The following is a 17,428-nucleotide window of genomic DNA, read 5'->3' as shown; positions in this document are numbered from 1 at the left end:
TAGTATAGCGGATGGTTTTAGCGAGAAAAGAAGATATCAAACTGAAACAAACTATCATTTTGATAGTGCCTCATTGCGAAGCACTATCAGGGCTAGTTAGCCGATCACCAGAGCAAGAACAGCATCAGGTAACAAACCACCTCACTCATCTGTTGCACTGCTCCGAGAGAGTCACCGGTATAACCACCCACCTGACGCAGCATCCAGCGGCTGCACAACCAGCGTAAAATCAGCAGGCCGAGTATCAACAGCACAGAGGTTTTCGCACTGGTAAACACCACCAGAGTCAACAGCGCAATCATGGAGAGGTAAGCAAAATCACTACTACTGCTCGGGCTTTTTGCGACTTTAAGTTTTGACTCTTCTGTCTGCCTTACGTAACCGTGAGTAAAGATAAAACTGACCGCCAGCGAGCGGCTTAGTACATGGGCAACGATCAGGGCGGTTGCAACTTCAGTGATAGAGGTAAGAATGGTGAACTTCAGCATCAAGATAAGCACCATCCCCAGCAGACCATACGCCCCCACCCTTGAGTCCTTCATAATCTCCAGTTTACGTTCCGGGGTAAAACCACCGCCAAAACCGTCGCAGGTATCGGCAAAGCCGTCTTCATGGAAGGCGCCGGTAATATAAACACTGAATATCATGGAGAGTACTACGGCAACACCCATAGGCCAGATGTGGGCAGCAATGGCATACACCATGGCCGTCAGAATACCGATCACCAGCCCGACTAAACCACAATATTTGTAGGATTCGTTTTTACGCTCTTCACTGTAAGGAACATCAGCAGAAATTGGAATTCGGGTAAAGATGGAAAGGGACAGCAGAAAGATCTGCCACTCCCGCAATAAGAAACTGTTCATATGCCCTCTGACGTTTAGTGATTTAGTCGGCGACCGGCCATTCTAGTCGCGGCCACTGTTTTCCGTTTTCATCATGATAAACAGATATGGCCACAAGTGCAGCATAAGGAATGTTAAGCCTGTGCAAATATTTTTCATTTTCAGGCATTTGCATTATCTGACGCATCACCTGCTTTATCACACCCCCGTGTGTCACCAGCAAAACCGATTTACCTTTATGCTGCTCCAGCAGTTGACCCCATGCAGCATTTATTCGCTTATCATAGTCAATCAGAGGTTCAGCATTAGGCGGAGTTGTATTCCACGGGTCGTCCCAGAAGCGGCTCAAGGTCTGTTGCGAATGCTGCCAGACAGTATCTTTCTCTTCACCATCCCAGTCGCCGAAATTGATCTCCATCCAGCCAGGTTCCAGTTGAAGAGGCAGTTGATGCTCATTTGCGTACTCTGCGGCAAAATCAGCACAGCGGGAAAGGGGTGAGCTCACTACAACCTCAAAGTTACATAAGGGCTCAACTGAGCGCCGCATCTGCTGCAACCCTTTATCGGTGATGGCAAAGTCGGTATGACCGCGAAAGCAGTTATCACCTTCCGGCAGGCCGTGTCTTAGCAGGGTAATTCTGGTTGATGCCATGTTCTGTTCTCTTTCCTTTCCGGTTCAGGCCATACCAACTCCAGTGGAGTCGTGTTATCAACAATACCACCGCCTTTGTGCCAGCTTGGCTGATGCTGAGTAATATTCTGAAATGCCCTTAACCACTCCCCGTGGCTGATAAGGATAATATCGCAATCTGCGTAGTCGCCTTTTACCATGCTGATAAAGGAACTGATTCTATCTTCCAGTTCCTCCTCTGTCTCAACACCAAGAACGTCATCCATCTTCTCACGGTAGCGGGCGCGATAAGCCATCCACTCATAATAGAGCTCAGGATCCTGATCAATTACACAACCTTCAAGAATTCCGAAACCACGCTCTCTTAAACGATCATCGACAACCAGTTCAGCATTTAAGTCAGTAGCGACAATATCGGCGGTCTGTTTTGCCCTGCCTAAATCACTACAAAAGATCACAGGGTTAGTCAGGGTGGGAAGGGACATCTGATGCGTGTTTTCAATGGCTCCGGCGGTGAGTGGGCTGTCCATCCAGCCCTGTATCCGGTTTTGCAGGTTCCACTCAGTCTGTCCGTGGCGGACTAAAATGACTCTCATCCTTGTGCTATTTCACCTTTAAATATTCGAACAACTAACTCAGGGTTTGAATGAAAATACCAGTGAATATAGGATGCAACAACTTTTTTATGCAACCAGACTGGATCGGTCTTTCTGCCGCGTTGTGAAATAGGATGACACAGCACTTTTTCATTAGACTCTGTTTTAGAGTAATGGAAAGTATGGCCACGCAAACCAGCACCTTCTGACAACTTTCCTTCCACTAAACCCAAGGCTGCCAGTTTTGTCTGCATCTCTGATTTAGCATTCAACACACCACACATCTGCCCTGTTTCGCCTTCAACAGCCGCCAGAGTGTTATTGAGATAAAGCATACCGCCACACTCGGCCAGCACAGGCTTGTCTGCTTCCACGTGGTCTCTGATCTGCTGCTGTAAAATGCTGTTCTGTTCCAGTTCCTGAAGATAAAGCTCAGGATATCCGCCGGGCAGATATATCGCATCGCACTCAGGTAACACTTCCCCGTTAATGGGCGAAAAATAACAGATTTCAGCACCTGACTGATAAAGCAGATCCATATTTGCCTGATAAATAAAACTAAACGCCGTGTCATAGGCGACAGCGATTGTGGTACCAGTAAGGCTTGCCGGCAAGGGTTCTGATTCTGTTAACTCAAACTCTGTCGGCTCAGGCAGAGGAATATCGCTGTTTTCGGCAATCAGCTTAGCAGCAAGATCCAATTTGTTATCAAGGTCTTCAACTTCTTGTGCCTGAACCAGACCTAAGTGCCTTTCGGGCAGCGAAAGCTCCATCTGTTTGGGCAGATAGCCGCAAAAGGCCAGATCATAAGGCAGTGCTTCTCTTAGCATCTGCGCATGTACCGCCGAGCCAACGCGGTTTGCCACCACACCATGCATTTTGATGTCGTCGCGGAAATGGGCCAGACCGTAAGCGATAGCGCCAAATGTCTGTGCCATTGCTCCGGCATCGATAACCGCCAGCACCGGGACACCAAGAGTTGCAGCAATATCGGCACTGGAACACTGGCCGTCGAACATGCCCATCACCCCTTCTATCAGGATAAGATCAGCTTCTTGTGCAGCTTCGGCCACCAGCCTTTTGCAGTGCTCTTCACCACACATCCAGAAATCAAGTTGATAGACCTGATTTCCCGAGGCGAAAGAGAGAAAGTTAGGGTCGATAAAATCAGGGCCGGTTTTAAACACCCGTACCTTTTTACCTTGCTGAGTGAAATGTCTGGCAAGGGCGGCCACTACTGTAGTTTTTCCGCTGCCGGAACTCGGTGCAGCAACAACTAAAGCCGGACATAAGACGGTTTTTCTGTTCATTTGCTTTCCTGTTGAGTGCTTTGCCATTTCGAATAGCCCGGCCATAGTTTGTCAAGATCCAGATACTGTTCAATCGCATCCGCCACTCGGTTAATGCCCTCTTCACGCATTTGCTCAAAATCGCACCCTTTGGCATCAGCCAGTCCTGCCCATCTCAAAATGGCAGCGCAGGCAGGTTCAGATTCGAAGATACCATGCAGATAGCAGCCAAACACAAGACCATCATCACTAATATAGCCATCAGCACCGGATTCCAACATAAGGGGAGCGGTGTCATTCACACCTTTAGTCACTCCGGCATGGATTTCATAACCAAACACATCTGCTTTGTCCTGCCCCGGTAAGCTTATGGTTCCCTGAGTTCTTCTAAGCTGCTTATCATCTTTCAGTTCCGTCTCAATCGGCAGATAACCCAACCCTTCACTGGAACCGGCAGGGCCTTCTATCCCAAGAGGATCTGACAAGAGCTCACCCAACATCTGATAACCGCCGCAGATACCCATCACTTTACCGCCAAATCTCAGGTGCCTTGCAATCTGTTTATCCCACCCTTGCTGGCGGACAAACTCAAGGTCGCTGCGGACACTTTTTGAACCCGGCAGGATAATTAAATCTGCCGCAGGTAATGGCTGATTTTTACCGACAAAGATAAGGTCGACATTAGGGTGCATACGCAGCGGATCAAAATCCGTATGGTTACTGATGCGCTGAATTACCGGCACCACCACCTTGAGCTGCGGTTCATCACTCTTAAGCTGACTAATATTGATGGCATCTTCCGCTTCCAGCATCAGACCATGAAGGTACGGCAATACACCAATTACCGGTTTACCGGTTTTCTCTTCCAGCCAGTCTAATCCTGACTCCAGCAAAGCAATATCGCCACGGAAGCGGTTAATCACAAAACCGGCAACGCGATTTTGCTCTGATTCACTCAGCAGAGCTAAAGTACCGTATAGATGAGCGAAAACACCGCCTTTATCGATGTCCGCGACGATAATCACCGGCACATCTACCTCTTCGGCAAACCCCATATTGGCAATATCATGCTCTCGCAGGTTAATCTCGGCCGGGCTACCCGCCCCTTCCACCATTACCGCCTGATATTCTTCTTTCAGGCGATCAAATGACTCAATGACATGCCCCATCACCTTGGGTTTAAAAGCGTGGTAGCTCTGGGCATCCATGTCCGTCAATGCTTTACCATGGATAATCACCTGAGCACCAATATCGGTATTCGGCTTCAGCAGCACCGGATTCATATCCGTTGTCGGTTCAATTCCGCAAGCATAGGCCTGTACTGCCTGCGCCCTTCCTATCTCACCACCATCAACGGTGACAGCACTATTCAGTGCCATATTCTGTGGTTTAAAGGGCGCCACCTTAACGCCTTTGCGGGCTAACACCCGACACAAACCCGCCACCAGCACACTTTTACCTGCATCGGATGTGGTGCCTTGCACCATTAGTAGATTGTTTTTTTCAAACACCTGAAGCCACCATTTGCTCTGTTCAGATAAAGTACCTGTAAATCGCCATACCCTATCTGTCTGAATTTTCTCTATGTAACTCAAAAAGAGACATAATCTGCATCACCCTACTATGCAATAAACCGTGAATTATTACACTGTCAGAATTGATAGTAAGGGCACAGTTTTGGTTAATCGTATGGGATTTAGGTAGGCGTATGAAGTATAGAAATACAAAGGTACGAATAAACTAGCTGAGCAGTTAAATGACAAACTTTGTGCTCAAAGTACCAAGAAAGCTCAGATATCCAAGCCACGGTGAGAGCCATCAGATAGCTCTATATTAAGAGTTAGTTTTCCACCCAAAGCTTCGACATAGCGTTTAAGCGATAGTAGTTTTACATCTTTACCATTTTTCTCCAGATTCGCAACAGTTGGCTGCTTAACCCCCATTATTTCAGCTACTTCCGTTTGCGACTTTTGAGCAAGGTGGCGAAGCTCTGCCAGATTTAACTCAAACAGCATTGACTCAGCTTTTACCTTTGCCTGTTCCAGCTCTTCTTCACTCATTAACTCATCAAGAACATTAAGAGGTTGGCTTTTCATTGTTTCGCTCCTTTAGATGTTTTGAAAACTCTCGCTCCGCCAACGGTATTATTTTCTTATAAAACTTTTTGTCAGCAGTTTTGTTACCACCACATAAAACAACACATTGCCGTTCAGGATCAAAAGCAAACAGCACCCTTATAGGTTTCCCGCTGCTTTGCACTCTAAGCTCCTTTAGCTTTCTAAGGCGACTCCCCTTTAGCGTATCAGCATGAGGTCTCGAAAGGTTCGGCCCCACTTGTTTCAACAGTTCAATGGAAGCTCTAACATTAATCTTGTCTTTACTTTCCAGAGCTCGAAACCAGTCTATAAAAACCGGACGCAAAACCACATTCCACATGCATTTAATCACTTTCAGTAGTTGCCAGAAAAATTATAGACCCCAATCAATATAGATTGCAATCTATACACTTCATCAAAGCTAACTAAATAATCGTCCAATGGGTACAAATAACTTCATATTTTCGAGGCATATAACATATATTTCATATCATTCGACACTTTCAACCTGATAAAACAGAAGGTTATCCCACTCAGGTGAAAACTAGCGCCAAGAAAAAAGTCCGTTATGAACACAAGGTATGTAAATGTCAGCTTTGCTATTTTTCGATAGTTAACCGCTTAATATCATTATGACCACCCAAGCCGTATCTAACGTTCAAACTTAATAAGATTAGAGCTGCGTTTAGTTTCCATACGCTGCTACCTGACTTATCTGATCTTTTCGCTGTTTCCAACCGTATGGTCCTTAAACAATTTATGGAAAACAGTTTATGTATAAAAACATTGCCATTATAGGAAGTTCCGGAACTATAGGCTCCTCGCTGACAAAACTGGTTGCTGCTAACTACCCAGAGGCGACTATTCATGCGCTATCCAGACATACTCAAAACACTGAGATAGAGAATGTGACTCACCATAAAATAGATTACAACGACGAACACCAGCTGCAATCTTGCGCTGACGCTTGTTGCTCTGCCTACCCTCTTGATTTGGTTGTAGTGACGGTAGGGCTGCTTCACTGCAATGAATTTTTGCCGGAAAAATCCATAAAACAAATATCAGCAGAACAGATGCAAAAATATCTGCATATCAATACCGTACTTCCATCATTAATGGCTAAGCACTTTGTACCGAAACTGAATAAGCAAAGCCGTTCGGTGTTTGCCGTTCTTTCCGCAAGAGTCGGCAGCATTTCTGATAACTGCCTGGGAGGATGGTACTCTTACCGGGCTTCAAAAGCGGCCTTGAATATGGTGACAAAGTGTATTGCTATAGAAACAGAGAGAGTAAACAAATCGGCCATCATAGCAGGCCTTCACCCCGGCACAGTGAATAGCCCGCTATCTAAACCGTTTCAAAATAACATTCCGAAAAATAAGGTATTTTCACCTGACTACGCTACTGAGTGCCTGCATAACGTTATTGATCAACTTACCCAAGAACAGAGTGGAAAATGCTTTGCCTGGGACGGTAGTGAAATTGAACCCTAAGGTAAGATTTAGTCCGTCAGATCCACTCTTATTCTTCATAACTTCATCATCATACATCGCACGAGAAGTTGTCACTCCTTCAACGCCATTTTGAAATATATAGATACACTTTTATTCTGAAATATCGCCTCTATATCTGTATCTTCGCGCATATAAAACGAGTTTATAACGAAAAACTTATATTGAGGAATTATGCGTCTGTTCAAATCTATTTTCGCCATAATCGTTGTCTCAGTTATTTCAGGCTGCGCCACTTATCAGGTTATTAGCGAACCTACCTACACTCAGAAAAAAATCACTTACAGAGTTACCGATAACAAGCCTGTTACCGGCATCGTTGAACAGTTTCAGGGAGGCGTTATTGAGTACCGCACTTACAACCAAGGTAAGTTATTAGACCTTAAAACCGTTTCAACCCGTGATAACAGAGCCGTTTGCCAATAAAACCGCCGATCCTTTTGAAGCCACAAGAAGCGATTAAGGCGGAGCAACAATAAGGCGTACTTCGTATGGTGTATAGAAAATGCTCACAAAGATCTGTTTTGCATTGCTTGTACTGTTATTGGTTATTTCCATACCCAATGAAGATAATGCGATGAACTCAATATCAACGGATGATTCTGAGTATCCGGTATCACCCCAGCATGTGCTGCATGGTCACTACCACCTGTTGGGGTTCAATAAAGATACTGGTGCTAGCTACCTTGGCCGCACCTATATCCATGCCACCTTTGAGAGTGAAGGTCTTTTCCTTTTTATAAGCCGTGAACTGGCGGGAAAAACCTTGTCTGCTGATGCCGAACTGCAAAGCATCAACCAAGATGGTGATACAGCAGAAGTGTTACAAATAGCCTTTCAGAAGAATGGTGAAAAGTACTTGGGAATGTGCCATTGGAATATTGATTTAAAAGGTTTTCCTCAAATTACCTGTCAGATATACAGAGGAAGTTTGAGTGGAGAACCAGTCGCTTTGGAAGCGCTATTTTTTGCTGACAGTTTTGAATAGCTTTTGCTTCGGTTTTAACCAGACCAGAAGCGATTTTTTAGCACTTGAGTGATACACACACTCGTTTCGCGGATTAACACCGCAAGGAAGAATGATCGTGAAAAAGAACCTAGTACTTTTTATGCTGGCATGTTTGTTTTTCTCCCATGCAAGCTACGCAACCCTAAATCCGGAAGATGTTCATTTTAAAGATATCAGCCGTGGAGAGTTACTATTTGCAAGCTCTGACGGTCTGTTTACCCCGGCCCCCTCTCTTGCAAGGGAGGTAAAAATGAATATCAACGGCCTGACATCACGGGTGTTGGTAAAGCAGACTTTTATTAATAACACCAATGTCCTGCAAGATGCCAGATATGTTTTTCCCCTTCCACAGGACAGCGGTGTGGACGCCTTACGTATGAAGATAGGCACAAAGGTTATAGTCGGCAAAATAAAAGATAAAAAACAGGCAAAGCGCATATATGAAAAAGCCAGAAGCGAAGGGAAAAAAGCATCACTTCTGGCACAAAACCGGCCGAATATGTTTACCACCAAGGTTGCCAACATAGGCGCTGGCGAGACAGTTGTTATTGAAATCGAGTATCAGCAGCAAGTGCTATACAGAGATGGTGTTTTCAGCCTGCGCTTTCCCACGGCAATCACCCCACGCTACACACCGGATACCAGTTCACAACTCGCTCAGGGTGTAGAGGGAGAATTGAACCTCAGTGGCTGGTCCGTTGAACAGGTTCCGCAAGTTACCCCAGATAGTCAGAATAGCCCGCTGGCAATTTCCATAGATTTACGCCCCGGCTTTGAAGCTGACTCAATCAGTTCTGCCTATCACCAAGTAACAGTACAAAGGCAACAAGAACAAGATAACGCATACACCGTAGAGTACAAAGGCGAGTCGGCAGCGGCAAAACAAGTGTCTCAGGACTTTGTTCTGACATGGAAGCCCGGTAGCGCTGCCAAAATTAACGCTGCTTTATTTATGCAAGAAAAAGAGCAAAGTAACTATAGCCTTCTGATGCTGGTGCCACCTGTGCAGCTAAACAAGCATATGCCACGCAACATTGTTTTCGTGATAGATATTTCCGGTTCGATGAGTGGTACGGCAATAGAAGGACTAAAAGCCAGCATGCTTGTGGCACTGGACAAACTAAGGCCTGAGGACAAATTCAACATTGTTGTGTTTAACAACAATCACTACATTTTGTTCGATCAGCCAGTTGCGGCGACAGCAGAACATATAGAGCAAGCAAAACGTAACATCACTATCCTGCGGGCAAAGGGCGGCACTCAGATGCTTGGTGCGCTTAAGTCCGCCCTTAACCAGAGCCGGATAGCGGACAATGGTGCAATTCCGCAAGTTGTGTTTATGACCGACGGAGCCATCAGCAACGAAGAACAACTATTTGAAGCCATTCATGGTCAAGTCGGAAAAACCCGCTTGTTTATGGTGGGCATAGGCTCGGCACCAAACTCCTATTTTATGGAGAGAGCGGCAGCGGCCGGTGGCGGTTCTTTTGCCTATATTGGCAACACCCGCGAAGTAAACGAAAAAATGAATCAGTTATTTAGCAAGCTTGATCGTGCTGCAATGAGTGATATCTCAGTGACTTCACCTGAGGGTGAAGTTGAGTTCTACCCTAACCCTATACCTGATCTGTATCTTGGCGAGCCATTAACTCTGTCAATCCGTACTCCGAAGCAGGTAGAGAAACTGGTCATTAAGGGGAAAACCTCAGAAAAACCGTGGCAGACCACAGTTTCCTTAACGCCGGGAGCGGAAAAAACCGGATTAGATTCGCTGTTTGCCCGCAAGCAGGTGGCTTCCCTTATGGATCAAAGAATGCTTGGTGTACCCGAGCAGAGCATTCGCAAGCAGGTAGTAGACATAGCCCTTCGGTATAACTTAATTACTAAATACACCAGTCTGGTTGCCGTGGAAGAGCGCGAAGTTAAAGCGAAAAAACTGGCCGCACCTCAGACTGCTACTAACGCTCAGCTATTACAGATTGCGGGTTTACTGCTGGTTCTGTTCAGCGTAACGATCCTACTGGTATGGCGCAGAAAACAATAACAAAGCTGGCAGTTGTCGGGCTGGTTATTGGCACAGTTCTGCTTGTAAAAGGAAGCTGGATTCCTTTAAAAGCTTATGCCGCACAAGTGTTGATTGAGCGGGCTTGGAATAAGTCGCAGCAAAGCCAGAGCGATGTAAAAGCGTGGCCCTGGGCAGATACCATGCCCATCGCCCGTTTGTATAACCCGCGCCTGCAAGTATCTCAGGTAATACTGGCTGGCGTCTCCGGACAAAGCCTTGCCTTCGGCCCCGGCCATGACAGCAACTCCTCCTTACCGGGGGAAGCCGGCAACAGTGTTATTGCAGGCCACAGAGATACTCATTTTGCCTTTCTGAAAAACCTGCGTGAAAACGATCAGCTCGTTATAGAAAACAATCAAGGCAAAAAAGTGACCTATATAGTTCAGAGCATGACTGTTGTTTCTGCTGATGAGCTCTATCTTCAACAGACAAGAGAGCACTGGCTGACACTGATTACCTGTTACCCCTTTGATGCCGTACAGGCAGGAGGTGAGCTGCGCTATGTGGTCTTTGCCAAAGCAGAATAAGCTCACTGCTCAACCAAGAGTGTTCACATGATTCGTTTTTCAACCGTTCGTGCTGTTATCAGCGTTATTTTATTTCTGATACTGATCTATATCGCCTTTTACGTAGATGACCGCTTTGTCCGCCCTTTTCTCGGCGATGTCATTGTCGTTATCTGGCTATATTTCTGCACTAGTACTGTGATTAGTTATAGCCCGCTCCGGCTAGGCATAGGCGTAGCTGTTGTTTCTTATCTGGTTGAGTTCATCCAACACACCGCCGTTTTTAGTTTGGAAAATTACCCTCTGCTAAGGATTGCACTCGGTTCAACCTACGACTGGTTGGATATTCTCGCCTATACCGTTGGAGCCACAATTTGTGTACTCATAGATAGCGGCCTTATTGCGGCAAGTACCTTTGGCACATATCAAGGGTAATTTTATTACTATTAGTTTGTGTATTTCATATAACAGTATGCTAAGAACCTGAACTAATCTGGTAGCCACAACGCTGAAAAGTGTTCTGCCAGAACTGAGTGTGTGACTTCACTGACTGGCGAAAGGCTGCATGTTCCTGTACGGGATCAACTGCTTGTTCCGTTCCGAACGGTTTGTATAACGGTGGCAGATACGGGCTCAACTCGAGATAAAGCTGATCTATCTGGCTAACATATCGCTGAAGCTCATCAATATAGTACTTATAAAAGATATTTCTCAGGTAATCGAAAGTCTGCCTGTTGCGGTTGTTTGCGCAGATGATCTTATGTTTGTTTCTGTTTAGCTGCTCTGTAGTTAAATCCAGCCATTGGCTGCTTCTGCGCATGGAATAGATTAACGGCCCGGTCAATAAGGTCGTTTCTATTGTTTGCTGATAAGGGGTGACTGGTTCACATTCAGAGTAGTTCCCGGTTGGCTTTAATTTCGGGCTTAAAAGCGCTCTGAAAGCAGGAACTGCCTGACCTGTCAGGGTAAAATCCTCCACCCTGAGCCAGCTGCTTTTGGAGAGCTGACCACGAATTTCATCCGACAACACCATAAGGTTATGCCAGTGCATAGGCAGGTGCTTGGTTTTCTGCTGTTTTATCTCACCTAAAGTGAGCCGCTCTTGTTCACTTAGCTCTGCATTGTCCAGACAATTATCTAATGTAGTCAGAAGGCGCAACTGATAGTCAAAGTTAGCAAAATGATCCTGAACTTTGCCAAGTATAGAGTTCTTCTCTGCGATTACCTGAAACAGTCCACACTGCCTGAAACGGTAGCTTTGCAGAACGCCCATGCTTATACGGGGGATCGCTTTCTCAAGCTCGCGTTTAGCGGATAGTTCTATGGTATTAATTTGCGGCTTGTCTGGCGTTTCAACGGCAAGGGTTGTACTCAGCCTGCCAAGGTAGTTGTCAAATAGCTGGTCTTGTTTCGCTTCAAAACCACAAGCAGAGAGCAGCGGTAATATCAGCAGCGCAATTGGCCTGAGCATATTTATTTTACCTGCTGCAATCGCAACGGGATTTTCCGGTAAGCAGAAATGAAATACGATAACGATTTCTGGCAAGCAAGAGATAAAGTTTATCTGCCATCTCCCTGACACATAACGGGCAGCTACCATCGTAAAACAGGGTCAGTTTTGCCATGGCTACAATCCTTAATTTAACCGTTCAATAGAGTGTTACGTATTGCTGCTTAAATTCGATCACTATTGCGATTTTAGCAGCGACTTCTGGCTTTGATCCGCTTAAGCCAACATACTAGCCTGAATCAAAAATGGCTATCCTAAGCTATAAACCCAAGCAACCTAAACTAAGTCCCCATATGAAGGTAGAAAATTTAACACAGCACCCTCACCTGACGGAAGAAATTGCCCGCTGGCACTATAACGAATGGCACTCTTTGTACCCGGAGAGTACTTTTCAGGAGTTTGTGCAGGATATTGAACATTGCCTTAACGAAGAAGCCGTCCCTGCTACCAGGGTTCTGCTGGACAGTGACAAAGTTGTCGGTAGTGCTTCGGTTCTGAAACAGGATATGACAACAAACCAACACCTCTCACCATGGCTTGCTAATGTCTATATCAGCCCGGAGCACCGTGGTAAGGGATTGGGATCCATTTTGATTGAACAAGTGATGAAACAGGTGCAACAAACCGGTATTGAAACTCTGTACCTGTTTACTGAAGATCAAGCCTGCTTTTATAAGCGACTTGGCTGGCAGTTACTCAAACAAGAAAACTACAGTGGCGCTGAAGTATCAATCATGGCTGCAGACCTGAGAGAAGCAAACTAAAGGTTTCTCCCCTGCTTTATGTGAGCCAGTGCCCAAGATTTATTCTTAACTCCGTTTTACCTCCACAAATTTAGTTTCTAATTAAAAAATTTTTGAGGGCAAACGCTTGCGTAATCGCTAACTCTCTATTTCTCTATTTTTGTGGCTTTCATCACAGACTTGCCACTGCTATAGTGTTTCCAACTTAAGTAAACGAACCATTCGGGGCACGGAGCTTCCTCAATTATCTCAAGACGAGAAGACTGGTACCGAGATATCGGCATTCAAGACAGAGGGTCTAATAATGGATTTCAATACAGTTGAGATTATGGGTTACGCAGCATCTATCATGGTTGCTATTTCACTAACTATGAAAGATATCGTTAAGCTACGTGTGCTTAACTTTGTCGGCTGTAGCCTTTTCGTTGCATACGGTCTGATGATTGGCGCTATGCCAGTTGTTGCTACTAACGCATTTATCGCGGTAGTTAACGTATACTTCCTGACTAAAATGCGTCAGGAAAAGAAAGCTGAAGAGATGAAAGCAGTTAAAGCGTAATCGCTGACTGAACATTTCTCAGTAAGGGCTCTGATTTATCAGAGCCTTTTTTGTATCCATAGCAGCCAAGTTGCTATTTCAAAAGTAAAATTGACTGCCCCATAAGCCGTTCAAGCTCCTGCTTGCCATCTCTGCCGAATTTATCTACCACCAGCGCAGTCAGGTTTTCTATAAAGCTGACAGAACTCTGGTGTGAGTCATCGTTAGTAATCAAATTACGCAGAGTCAGCTTCAAAATTCCCCTAAACTTTCTTTTGCTAAATGATTCGCTCCAGCTGTTACTAAATGCGTTTAAGTCACTATCCAGATTCAGGTAGGCAATGAAACGCCGGTAGATTTTGTCACTAAGTGCGATGATAAAATCTGATTTGCACGGAAAATGGTGGCTGATACCGGTGCGGGAAATTCCGGTCTTTTCACTTAAAGTTGTGTAGGACATCGCATCATAGCCAATGGTGGTCATTTGGTGCTCTGCAGCTCTGGTTATGATTTTTATGGTCTGCAAAGTCTCTTTCCGGTTACGTCTTGGCATACTACTGTATCTTCTGTTAGTTGATAGTCTGTAGTGTGAAGGCTTTTCACACGGTCTGAACGGCATAATACACAAGGGAAAAACTGAAAAGAGTAAAGAGAAATACCTTGTTACAAGAACGCCGATTAATACGGTTTTTTGTGCGGTATTTAACATGCGCAAAAGCTCACCTATAGATTATCCCAATAATAGGATTGCTAATATATAAGCCATTGTTAATTTTTGCTGGATAGAAGCGCTGGTGCTGGGTACTATTACTGCCTTAGATGTAAGAGGATTCGTTATGACAGAAGAAAAGAAAATCCAACAAGAAGAGAACCAGCTATGTGAGGCTTGTGGTTGTAGTGCTGAAGTCGGCTTTATCATTAAAGAAGGTGATGAGGTTGCTGAAGTGTCTCTTTTTGCTGAGTCCAAACAGCAGTTAGAACAGGCTTTTGAGCAATATGTCTCTCTGGCTAAATCAGTAAACAGTGATGTTCAGTTTGAAGTGTCTTCGCTGACAGAAGAGAGCAAAGAGCTGCATGCCCGCTTCAGGTTTGAAGTAAGCGCTGAAAAACTGATCTTCGAGCTTAAATCTCGCTCAATCTCCTAAAATCGGTTTACCTTTCAGGTACAGACTTTGAAGTAGCGGGTAATTACTGCCCGCTTTTTTCTACCTGTAAGGTAATGCTTTAAGCTTTGCCACTTTCCGCCGATACAGTATTAAAGCCAACACCTGACTGCTGCTATGAAAAAAAGATTCCTGTTCTGTTCACTACTGCTTACCTCGCTGGCACTGCCGGCCAAGCAGCTTGATCACTACAAAATGCTCAACCATCTGGACAACTACGGCAATCTTTATCTGCGCAATAAACCTTACACTTCACTGCCAGACGGTCTGGAAGTGACGGGTAACCTGAACATTGCTAAGACCCCCATTGAACGTCTGCCAAAAGGCCTGGTAATTAATGGTCATCTTATTGCGTCCAACAGCAGCCTGAAATTTATCACTCCGGGAACGAAAATAAGGGGCTATGTAAACCTGCTTGGCTCTCAGATAGAGGAGTGGCCGATGGGCGTTGATGCCGGAGGCTACCTTAACTTTAACGACAGTTTGTTAAAGACCCTTCCGCCAGCCCTGCACGTAAAAGGCGACCTTAGCCTGATACGTACTCCGATTGAAACCCTTCCCGACAATATCCACGTTGAAGGTAACTTATATATCGGAGGTTCCCGTATCACTAAGTTTCCTAACAAAATGACCGTAGACGGTAATATATTCTTAGGAGGAAACCGGATTACAGAGTGGCCGGAAGAGCTGAAACTTGGCGGGGCTGTTGCCAGATAAAACAGACTGGGCAGAACTGAAAAGAGGAAGCCGTGCTTCCTCTTTTGTTATTTGAAACCTAAACAGAATAACTACTTAGCGCTGTTTTTTACCGGGTTGGCATACATATCAATCAGATAAGAGCGTGCGCCTTCCGGCAGCTCTTGTAGCTTTTTATCAAAATCAGCTCTTACCTTATCAGTGATTGAACTGTCTTCCTGCCCTGCAGCCAGCAGGTTAATTGGATACAGCTTATACAGCTGATGAATCTGACGATCCAGCTCTTCTGCCAGCGCTTCCGGTGTTTCAAAATCCTGCTCGATAACATCACCAAAAGCGACGTTCACTTTGCCTTTGTAACCAAGGATACCGCGGATAATACTGGTGATATCTTCAAACTCAGATTTCTCGTAGCCACCTTCACTCTCTTTTGAGAAGAGTTCATTGGCTTTAGCGATATCACAAGGATCATTCTCGTAAGAGACAGCAACCGGTACGATTTTCAGTGACTTAATATAGTCAGGGAAAGCAACCTTGCTCTTACGGCCATTTACATGGAACATCTTCAGAATCGCGGCATCCGTAGCATCATTGCCATCTTTTGCCCTACCCTCTTTCTGGGCAATCCAGACAGAGTTTCCGGTATCAAGGGAGTGTTTGATGTAAGAAGAGAGCAAACCCAGCGCTTTCATCAGCTCACGAGGCGCTTTCGCTGAACGCTTTACAATAAAGCTTTTGTTTAGCCGCATCAGCTCCGTAACACACTGTTTTTTAAGCAGGTTGTCACCGATTGCGATACGTACAGTTTTATGATTATTGTTATGCAGACCATAGTTCACCAGCGCAGGATCCATAGCGATATCGCGGTGGTTAGAAACAAACAGGTAAGCGGTATTTTTGTCCAGTTTTTCCAGCCCGGAGAAGGTCACTCCGTTGGTTGTTTCTTCAAGAACTTTGCGCAGGTATTTTTCAATTTCAACCTGAATGCTGTAAACGCTGTTGAACTTTGCCCATTTAAACTTAAGGTAAACCTTAAGCAACGGACTCATCAATGTCTGAAACCAGTCAGAGCGGTTTGAGAAGCGGTGGTTTAAAACCGCATCAATAAATTCTTTGTCGTGTATCAGTCTGTCGAGAGCCGGCCCAATTTCATCATCGTTATATGGCCTGATTTCCTGGTAAATATCTTTTTCTGAATTCATTTTCTTCTACGTATATACAAAATCGCGCTAATTCTACGCGCACTTTACCTTACCCGCAGCTTTATAATGGCTTTTATCGATCAGGTCAGACCACATCTGTAAGCCAGATCATAAAAATGACATCTTTGACTAATATACCCAAGTGACCTCAAAAAGCATCTTGAGGTTACTTGGGTATACGCTTACCTGTTGGCTTTGTTTTTAAGACAAGGTATTGTATGCGCCTTATTTGAAGAGGCCACCATGAACTACGCTATTGAACACCGCCAGAGTGACAACCAACACCTTGTTGTCACACCAAGAAAAAAAACCGTTAAGCACGCTCTTCTTGCCGTTAAATCGGGGCTGGTTCTGATCCGGCTAGGTAAGAACGAATATGCTTTGCAGGCAGGTGAAGCATTCTGGTTGCCTCTTGATTGTCTGGCTTCGGTGACCTATATGCCGCAGACCGTCTGTAGCGAAGTAACCTTTTCTGTGCGTTTAAGTGATAACTTCTCATCACAGGCGGGTTATATCAAATTGCAGAGTATTGCTTCTGCGGCAATCAATAAACTTCAGCAAGGCAATATCAGTGCTGATTATCAAAGTAGCCTGCTGCAAGTTCTGAGATTTGAATGCGCACAACTTAAGCCTAAGTTATCTGTAAATGCCCTGAGTGAGCAAATCAGCCGCTGGACTGAAAACAGCAATGCCATTAACCCTGAACTGGTTCTGGCTTTAAAGGTAAGAGAAGCGCGTAAAAGAGCACTTTCCGGGGCCAAGAGAGCGGCTATTGTCGATGAGTTATTTGCCGGTTCAGAGCAGGATTACGAGAATCTATCGGCTATGATTCTGGGAAAAGCCCTATAATTCGGCAAGTCAAAACAAGGGCAGCATAATCGCTGCCCTATTAGATCCTATCTACTAGTTTATAGCTAAATAACTGTTCTTAATTGTGCTACAGATTTTGTCATCAGGCAGATATCGAAAAACAAACCCTCCGCGCCAAGGATGGCGCGACGGAGCCCCATGGATGGGTTTACGCGTGT

Annotated in this window: 21 protein-coding genes and 1 pseudogene; 11 read left to right on the top strand and 11 right to left on the bottom strand. The window is 45.1% G+C overall.

Features of this window, described 5'->3' with window-relative positions; translation table 11 throughout:
- Positions 1–104: 104 nt before the first annotated feature.
- The 7 genes from PK654_RS18505 to PK654_RS18475 all read right to left on the bottom strand — a co-directional run bounded on the left by PK654_RS18505 (position 105) and on the right by PK654_RS18475 (position 5,797).
- Positions 105–866 carry an adenosylcobinamide-GDP ribazoletransferase gene (locus tag PK654_RS18505; RefSeq protein WP_271700547.1) on the bottom strand — a complete coding sequence of 254 codons (762 nt, stop codon included), beginning with the start codon at positions 864–866 and terminating at the stop codon, positions 105–107.
- A gap of 22 nt (positions 867–888) precedes the next feature.
- Positions 889–1,497, bottom strand: a complete 609-nt coding sequence (locus tag PK654_RS18500) for a histidine phosphatase family protein (RefSeq protein WP_271700546.1) — start codon at positions 1,495–1,497, stop codon at positions 889–891.
- On the bottom strand, positions 1,470–2,072 hold the full coding sequence (locus PK654_RS18495) for a histidine phosphatase family protein (RefSeq protein ID WP_271700545.1): 603 nt from the start codon (positions 2,070–2,072) through the stop codon (positions 1,470–1,472). The genes PK654_RS18500 and PK654_RS18495 overlap by 28 nt, the downstream gene beginning before the upstream one ends.
- Entirely contained in the window at positions 2,069–3,382 is a 1,314-nt protein-coding gene (locus tag PK654_RS18490) for a cobyrinate a,c-diamide synthase (RefSeq protein ID WP_271700544.1), read from the bottom strand. Before PK654_RS18490 ends, PK654_RS18495 begins: the two co-directional genes overlap by 4 nt.
- Positions 3,379–4,848, bottom strand: coding sequence for a cobyric acid synthase (locus PK654_RS18485; RefSeq protein WP_271700720.1), 1,470 nt, complete (start codon positions 4,846–4,848; stop codon positions 3,379–3,381). The genes PK654_RS18490 and PK654_RS18485 overlap by 4 nt, the downstream gene beginning before the upstream one ends.
- Positions 4,849–5,151: 303 nt before the next feature.
- Positions 5,152–5,457, bottom strand: a complete 306-nt coding sequence (locus tag PK654_RS18480) for a helix-turn-helix domain-containing protein (RefSeq protein ID WP_271700543.1) — start codon at positions 5,455–5,457, stop codon at positions 5,152–5,154.
- A complete protein-coding gene (locus PK654_RS18475) occupies positions 5,438–5,797 on the bottom strand; it encodes a type II toxin-antitoxin system RelE/ParE family toxin (RefSeq protein ID WP_271700542.1) in 360 nt (119 codons plus the stop codon). Before PK654_RS18475 ends, PK654_RS18480 begins: the two co-directional genes overlap by 20 nt.
- 433 nt (positions 5,798–6,230) lie before the next feature.
- Between PK654_RS18475 and PK654_RS18470 the strand changes: the two genes are divergently transcribed.
- The 6 genes from PK654_RS18470 to PK654_RS18445 all read left to right on the top strand — a co-directional run bounded on the left by PK654_RS18470 (position 6,231) and on the right by PK654_RS18445 (position 10,983).
- Positions 6,231–6,950 carry an SDR family NAD(P)-dependent oxidoreductase gene (locus tag PK654_RS18470; RefSeq protein WP_271700541.1) on the top strand — a complete coding sequence of 240 codons (720 nt, stop codon included), beginning with the start codon at positions 6,231–6,233 and terminating at the stop codon, positions 6,948–6,950.
- A 192-nt stretch (positions 6,951–7,142) separates the two neighbouring features.
- Complete coding sequence (locus PK654_RS18465) at positions 7,143–7,394, top strand: hypothetical protein (protein ID WP_271700540.1); 252 nt, start codon at positions 7,143–7,145, stop codon at positions 7,392–7,394.
- A 79-nt stretch (positions 7,395–7,473) separates the two neighbouring features.
- The gene (locus PK654_RS18460) at positions 7,474–7,956 is read left to right on the top strand and encodes a hypothetical protein (protein ID WP_271700539.1); all 483 of its coding nucleotides are present in this window, start codon (positions 7,474–7,476) and stop codon (positions 7,954–7,956) included.
- Between the two features lie 97 nt (positions 7,957–8,053).
- Complete coding sequence (locus PK654_RS18455; RefSeq protein WP_271700538.1) at positions 8,054–10,021, top strand: marine proteobacterial sortase target protein; 1,968 nt, start codon at positions 8,054–8,056, stop codon at positions 10,019–10,021.
- Positions 10,003–10,569, top strand: coding sequence for a class GN sortase (locus PK654_RS18450; RefSeq protein ID WP_271700537.1), 567 nt, complete (start codon positions 10,003–10,005; stop codon positions 10,567–10,569). Before PK654_RS18455 ends, PK654_RS18450 begins: the two co-directional genes overlap by 19 nt.
- A 27-nt stretch (positions 10,570–10,596) precedes the next feature.
- On the top strand, positions 10,597–10,983 hold the full coding sequence (locus tag PK654_RS18445) for a ribosomal maturation YjgA family protein (protein WP_271700536.1): 387 nt from the start codon (positions 10,597–10,599) through the stop codon (positions 10,981–10,983).
- A gap of 40 nt (positions 10,984–11,023) precedes the next feature.
- Here PK654_RS18445 and PK654_RS18440 read toward each other — a convergent pair whose 3' ends face one another.
- Both PK654_RS18440 and PK654_RS18435 read right to left on the bottom strand, forming a co-directional pair.
- Positions 11,024–12,019, bottom strand: coding sequence for a DUF3080 family protein (locus tag PK654_RS18440; protein WP_271700535.1), 996 nt, complete (start codon positions 12,017–12,019; stop codon positions 11,024–11,026).
- Positions 12,020–12,026: 7 nt separating this feature from the next.
- Positions 12,027–12,128 (bottom strand): annotated as a pseudogene (locus tag PK654_RS18435) (thiol-disulfide oxidoreductase DCC family protein); the annotation flags it as partial.
- 175 nt (positions 12,129–12,303) lie between these two features.
- Here PK654_RS18435 and PK654_RS18430 point away from each other — a divergent pair.
- Positions 12,304–12,822, top strand: coding sequence for a GNAT family N-acetyltransferase (locus PK654_RS18430; RefSeq protein ID WP_271700533.1), 519 nt, complete (start codon positions 12,304–12,306; stop codon positions 12,820–12,822).
- A 283-nt stretch (positions 12,823–13,105) separates the two neighbouring features.
- Positions 13,106–13,360 carry a YgjV family protein gene (locus PK654_RS18425; RefSeq protein WP_271700532.1) on the top strand — a complete coding sequence of 85 codons (255 nt, stop codon included), beginning with the start codon at positions 13,106–13,108 and terminating at the stop codon, positions 13,358–13,360.
- Positions 13,361–13,433: 73 nt separating this feature from the next.
- Here the strand turns inward: PK654_RS18425 and PK654_RS18420 are convergent, their stop codons facing one another.
- Positions 13,434–13,892 carry a TetR family transcriptional regulator gene (locus PK654_RS18420; RefSeq protein ID WP_271700531.1) on the bottom strand — a complete coding sequence of 153 codons (459 nt, stop codon included), beginning with the start codon at positions 13,890–13,892 and terminating at the stop codon, positions 13,434–13,436.
- Positions 13,893–14,175: 283 nt separating this feature from the next.
- Here PK654_RS18420 and PK654_RS18415 point away from each other — a divergent pair, with 283 nt between their 5' ends.
- Positions 14,176–14,484 (top strand): YfcZ/YiiS family protein, encoded by a 309-nt coding sequence (locus tag PK654_RS18415; protein ID WP_271700530.1) that lies wholly within the window; start codon positions 14,176–14,178, stop codon positions 14,482–14,484.
- 135 nt (positions 14,485–14,619) lie between these two features.
- Positions 14,620–15,219: a hypothetical protein gene (locus PK654_RS18410; RefSeq protein WP_271700529.1), complete on the top strand. Its 600-nt coding sequence runs from the start codon at positions 14,620–14,622 to the stop codon at positions 15,217–15,219.
- A gap of 71 nt (positions 15,220–15,290) precedes the next feature.
- On the opposite strand, the gene PK654_RS18405 is transcribed toward PK654_RS18410, so the two are convergent.
- Entirely contained in the window at positions 15,291–16,400 is a 1,110-nt protein-coding gene (locus tag PK654_RS18405; RefSeq protein ID WP_271700528.1) for a 1-acyl-sn-glycerol-3-phosphate acyltransferase, read from the bottom strand.
- Between the two features lie 243 nt (positions 16,401–16,643).
- Here PK654_RS18405 and PK654_RS18400 point away from each other — a divergent pair, with 243 nt between their 5' ends.
- The gene (locus tag PK654_RS18400) at positions 16,644–17,249 is read left to right on the top strand and encodes an AraC family transcriptional regulator (RefSeq protein WP_271700527.1); all 606 of its coding nucleotides are present in this window, start codon (positions 16,644–16,646) and stop codon (positions 17,247–17,249) included.
- Positions 17,250–17,428 lie beyond the last annotated feature (179 nt).

The organism is Vibrio sp. SCSIO 43137 (assembly GCF_028201475.1).
Taxonomy (GTDB): domain Bacteria; phylum Pseudomonadota; class Gammaproteobacteria; order Enterobacterales; family Vibrionaceae; genus Vibrio.
Note: the sequence above shows the minus strand (reverse complement) of the source record. Positions and strands in the feature narration are given on the sequence as shown.

Bases quoted from the DNA above. Each gene is read 5' to 3' on its own strand.
- PK654_RS18465 (WP_271700540.1), top strand. From the start codon at position 7,143: ATGCGTCTGTTCAAATCTATTTTCGCCATAATCGTTGTCTCAGTTATT.
- PK654_RS18400 (WP_271700527.1), top strand. From the start codon at position 16,644: ATGAACTACGCTATTGAACACCGCCAGAGTGACAACCAACACCTTGTT.
- PK654_RS18485 (WP_271700720.1), bottom strand. From the start codon at position 4,848: ATGGTGCAAGGCACCACATCCGATGCAGGTAAAAGTGTGCTGGTGGCG.
- PK654_RS18475 (WP_271700542.1), bottom strand. From the start codon at position 5,797: ATGTGGAATGTGGTTTTGCGTCCGGTTTTTATAGACTGGTTTCGAGCT.
- PK654_RS18500 (WP_271700546.1), bottom strand. From the start codon at position 1,497: ATGGCATCAACCAGAATTACCCTGCTAAGACACGGCCTGCCGGAAGGT.
- PK654_RS18490 (WP_271700544.1), bottom strand. From the start codon at position 3,382: ATGAACAGAAAAACCGTCTTATGTCCGGCTTTAGTTGTTGCTGCACCG.
- PK654_RS18440 (WP_271700535.1), bottom strand. From the start codon at position 12,019: ATGCTCAGGCCAATTGCGCTGCTGATATTACCGCTGCTCTCTGCTTGT.
- PK654_RS18480 (WP_271700543.1), bottom strand. From the start codon at position 5,457: ATGAAAAGCCAACCTCTTAATGTTCTTGATGAGTTAATGAGTGAAGAA.
- PK654_RS18405 (WP_271700528.1), bottom strand. From the start codon at position 16,400: ATGAATTCAGAAAAAGATATTTACCAGGAAATCAGGCCATATAACGAT.
- PK654_RS18460 (WP_271700539.1), top strand. From the start codon at position 7,474: ATGCTCACAAAGATCTGTTTTGCATTGCTTGTACTGTTATTGGTTATT.
- PK654_RS18415 (WP_271700530.1), top strand. From the start codon at position 14,176: ATGACAGAAGAAAAGAAAATCCAACAAGAAGAGAACCAGCTATGTGAG.
- PK654_RS18495 (WP_271700545.1), bottom strand. From the start codon at position 2,072: ATGAGAGTCATTTTAGTCCGCCACGGACAGACTGAGTGGAACCTGCAA.
- PK654_RS18430 (WP_271700533.1), top strand. From the start codon at position 12,304: ATGGCTATCCTAAGCTATAAACCCAAGCAACCTAAACTAAGTCCCCAT.
- PK654_RS18425 (WP_271700532.1), top strand. From the start codon at position 13,106: ATGGATTTCAATACAGTTGAGATTATGGGTTACGCAGCATCTATCATG.
- PK654_RS18410 (WP_271700529.1), top strand. From the start codon at position 14,620: ATGAAAAAAAGATTCCTGTTCTGTTCACTACTGCTTACCTCGCTGGCA.
- PK654_RS18450 (WP_271700537.1), top strand. From the start codon at position 10,003: ATGGCGCAGAAAACAATAACAAAGCTGGCAGTTGTCGGGCTGGTTATT.
- PK654_RS18420 (WP_271700531.1), bottom strand. From the start codon at position 13,892: ATGCCAAGACGTAACCGGAAAGAGACTTTGCAGACCATAAAAATCATA.
- PK654_RS18505 (WP_271700547.1), bottom strand. From the start codon at position 866: ATGAACAGTTTCTTATTGCGGGAGTGGCAGATCTTTCTGCTGTCCCTT.
- PK654_RS18470 (WP_271700541.1), top strand. From the start codon at position 6,231: ATGTATAAAAACATTGCCATTATAGGAAGTTCCGGAACTATAGGCTCC.
- PK654_RS18445 (WP_271700536.1), top strand. From the start codon at position 10,597: ATGATTCGTTTTTCAACCGTTCGTGCTGTTATCAGCGTTATTTTATTT.